The sequence below is a fragment of the Rosenbergiella gaditana genome (assembly GCF_018494065.1).
Lineage (GTDB): Bacteria > Pseudomonadota > Gammaproteobacteria > Enterobacterales > Enterobacteriaceae > Rosenbergiella > Rosenbergiella gaditana.
On the sequence record NZ_JABBFR010000045.1, the window covers coordinates 1 to 2,973 of the forward strand.

Below are 2,973 nucleotides of genomic sequence, written 5' to 3' on the forward strand. Positions count from 1 at the left end.
AAGCAGAAACATTAAGATGCGTTATAAAATTCCGCTTCCTCGGCGCAAACAAGTTTGCTTCTGCGGCGAGCGGTGAGGATGTTTTTGTGGGGATGTTTTTGATTTCTGGGTTATAAATGTACAGAAGCCCCGTGACATAATCACAGGGCTTAGGTACTCTAATTCTTGCAGGTAACTGCTAGGAACCAGACGTAGCAATCTAATCCTAGCAGTGGAAGCTAGCTTTTGTCACTACTTCCTTAAAACCATTCAAAGACGTTAACTCCATATCTGCACCTTAGGCACTCAGGTCTACGCCCCGGACTCCGGCAGGATAAACAGGCATACGGTGGGAATAAAATCCTAACCAACTCGGGAAAGAAGTTGGCTCTACCCCGTCTCGCAGTACGATAACTGGCACCTGATAAAGTGAGTTTCTAAGGAGTAGTAAGCGGCATAGTGTGATTGCAGAAGTCTGACACTACGCCCACACAATCAAACCTTTTGCAGGGTAAGAAAAACAAGAAAATAGCTAGACGATGGTCGCTACGCTCCCCGTGATTTTATATACCCACCACGGGGGCATTAGACCTTTATTGGCCTTTTGTTAGAGTCACTATCCTCGTTATAAGACCTGCCCCCCAAAGTCATAAACAAGATTATCTAACCATGCATATGTAAAGCGCTAAAAGAACTGTGTATAAAAATAAATTCTATGGCGATAATCGGTTCAAGGAATAAAAAATGAGTGTTAATAACATACATGAGTGGGATAAAGGCGAATATAACATCACCACTGATATTAAAAAAATCGATAGAACAGCCGTACATTCCTATCTAACACGATCGACTTGGGCTAAGGGTATTGATTTTGAAACAGTGTCGTACTCCATAGATAACAGTCTTAATTTTGGGCTTTTCCATCGTGAAGAACAAATTGGGTTCGCTAGATTAATCACCGATCATGCTACTTTTGCTTACTTATGTGATGTCTACGTATTAGAAGAGTATCAAGGTAGAAAACTATCTAATTTTTTAATGTCATGTATCCATGAACACCCTGTATTTAGTAAAGTCAGACGTTTAATGCTTTTCACGCTTACGGCTCCGTGGCTATATGCGAAATACGGTTACGAACCAGTAAACCAACAGAACTATGCATGGACGATCTTACGGAAAGATATGTACTTATAAACATCAGGCCAGTTTAAAGAATCGAGGCTGGTTAGATTTACCATAATGCCCTCTAACACGATCCTACTCTTTGGCGATCATGTAAGCCTGTGGTACTAATCATTATCTTGTCTTACGACCATTGGATGGCTTTTCAATGAATAACAGCGCAACAGAAGCCGTAATTACCGCCCTTTTTTTTGGGGGATTATGGTTTGCTCTTATGTATCTCTGCTCAAAGTGGGGATGGAATAGACAGCCTTTAAAATTCACATTGATTTGTTTAGTCGCAGGTATTTTTGCTGTTCTGCTTTCTTGGGCATTCAAATATTCAATCCATCATTATTTAACATAAGGCGTTCTTGGGCGAATAGCTGATCCCCTCAAAAATCCGAGCTATATCGTAGAGCTAGTGATGGGAAGAACTACAGCGATAACGCTAAATCCATGCGTAGCGGATCTAATTACTTGGGTTTCAAAGGGGCACCCTTTGGTACGAACGATTTTTCGAACTGCGAAGCAGTTTGTAAACATCGGTAACGTGCCTCTCTTCCAGGACCCAGATTTTAGGAATTGCACAAAGTTGCACTAATACACACTACAGTTGCACTAAATTTCACTAAATTGCACTAACGGCCATTATTGTTGCACTAAATTGCACTAATCAGGGAAAGTACGAACACACTTGGTTTGACGCCCTCAGGCTTTGAATCTGACCCTGAATTCATCACATAGGGTAGTGCTTTTTCTCGTATTCCTCGATTAACAGACACAACATATCGAAACGATCACCTTCTGGACTATTCAAGGCTGGTTCATCGTCAAAGTAGGGCGATACTTCTTTCAGTGCTGCCTCGTAATCACTTTCTGTTTCTAAAGTCATGCTACCCCCAGTCATTGACTAAAATTATTCCGACGGAATAAGTATTACACCAGAAATTTATCCATATTTAACATAAGGCGGTCTTACGCGCACCGCTCAAACGCCCTCAGAGCGATTCTGAGGCGTAACCGATAAAACTCACCGTCTTACCCCCTCAAAACGCCTTAGAATCGCTTAGATGAATTCTGAGCCTATGAATCGTTATGCACCCAAGTGAGTAGCGGATGATTTCAGGCTGATTTGATCCCCAACCCCATAAAACACTACCCGATCACTTCATTGAAAACGGTGAACGGGCAAATAAATTTTTTATTTGTCTGTGAAGCGTTGGCAGGGTGTCGGGATGCAATCCTGACGACAAGAATGTGTGGCGGTACTCCAAGCACATATCTTGTCCTGACCTTCGTTTTGGATACCGGCACAACGTGGCGGTAATACAAAACATTTCCTGTCCCGTAATAAATATCCCTTAGGTATCTAAAAGGTATCTCATAGATATCCGCAAGCGATCCAAAAGGAAGCGATAAAAAAACGCACTATCGACTGTCGTTTTTTTCAATTCAGCAGAAGTCAGGACAAGATGTGTGCTTGCTATACCGCCAACACGATCTGTTGGTCAGGATGACATCCCGACACCTTTTAAAAATCATGTCACCCTGTCATGACAGTGATGACAGTGAATTAACTTTTTTAACCCGAGAGCCAACTGCAAGTTACCGCCCGATGTAATGCGGAATGCTCAGAATGAGTATTTTGTATTACATCGGGCTATCCTGCATCGCACTTAAATAGCCCTTACCGAACAAGGCTTCATTTGCGAAAGAGAAAATAAAATTGAGGGGGTTTTTAGGTGATGGGCGTAAGCAGAAACATTAAGATGCGTTATAAAATTCCGCTTCCTCGGCGCAAACAAGTTTGCTTCTGCGGCGAGCGGTGAG

General features: G+C 42.2%; 1 protein-coding gene and 1 pseudogene. One reads left to right on the top strand and one right to left on the bottom strand.

The genetic code is table 11. The features are described 5' to 3' along the window. Positions 1–723: 723 nt before the first annotated feature. Entirely contained in the window at positions 724–1,173 is a 450-nt protein-coding gene (locus HH682_RS15300) for a GNAT family N-acetyltransferase (protein ID WP_214238346.1), read from the top strand. 709 nt (positions 1,174–1,882) lie between these two features. Here the strand turns inward: HH682_RS15300 and HH682_RS15305 are convergent. Further along, positions 1,883–2,035, bottom strand: a pseudogene (locus HH682_RS15305) (transcriptional regulator); the annotation flags it as partial. Positions 2,036–2,973: the final 938 nt, after the last annotated feature.

Coding starts and splice junctions, on each gene's coding strand:
- HH682_RS15300 (WP_214238346.1), top strand. CDS start 724: ATGAGTGTTAATAACATACATGAGTGGGATAAAGGCGAATATAACATC.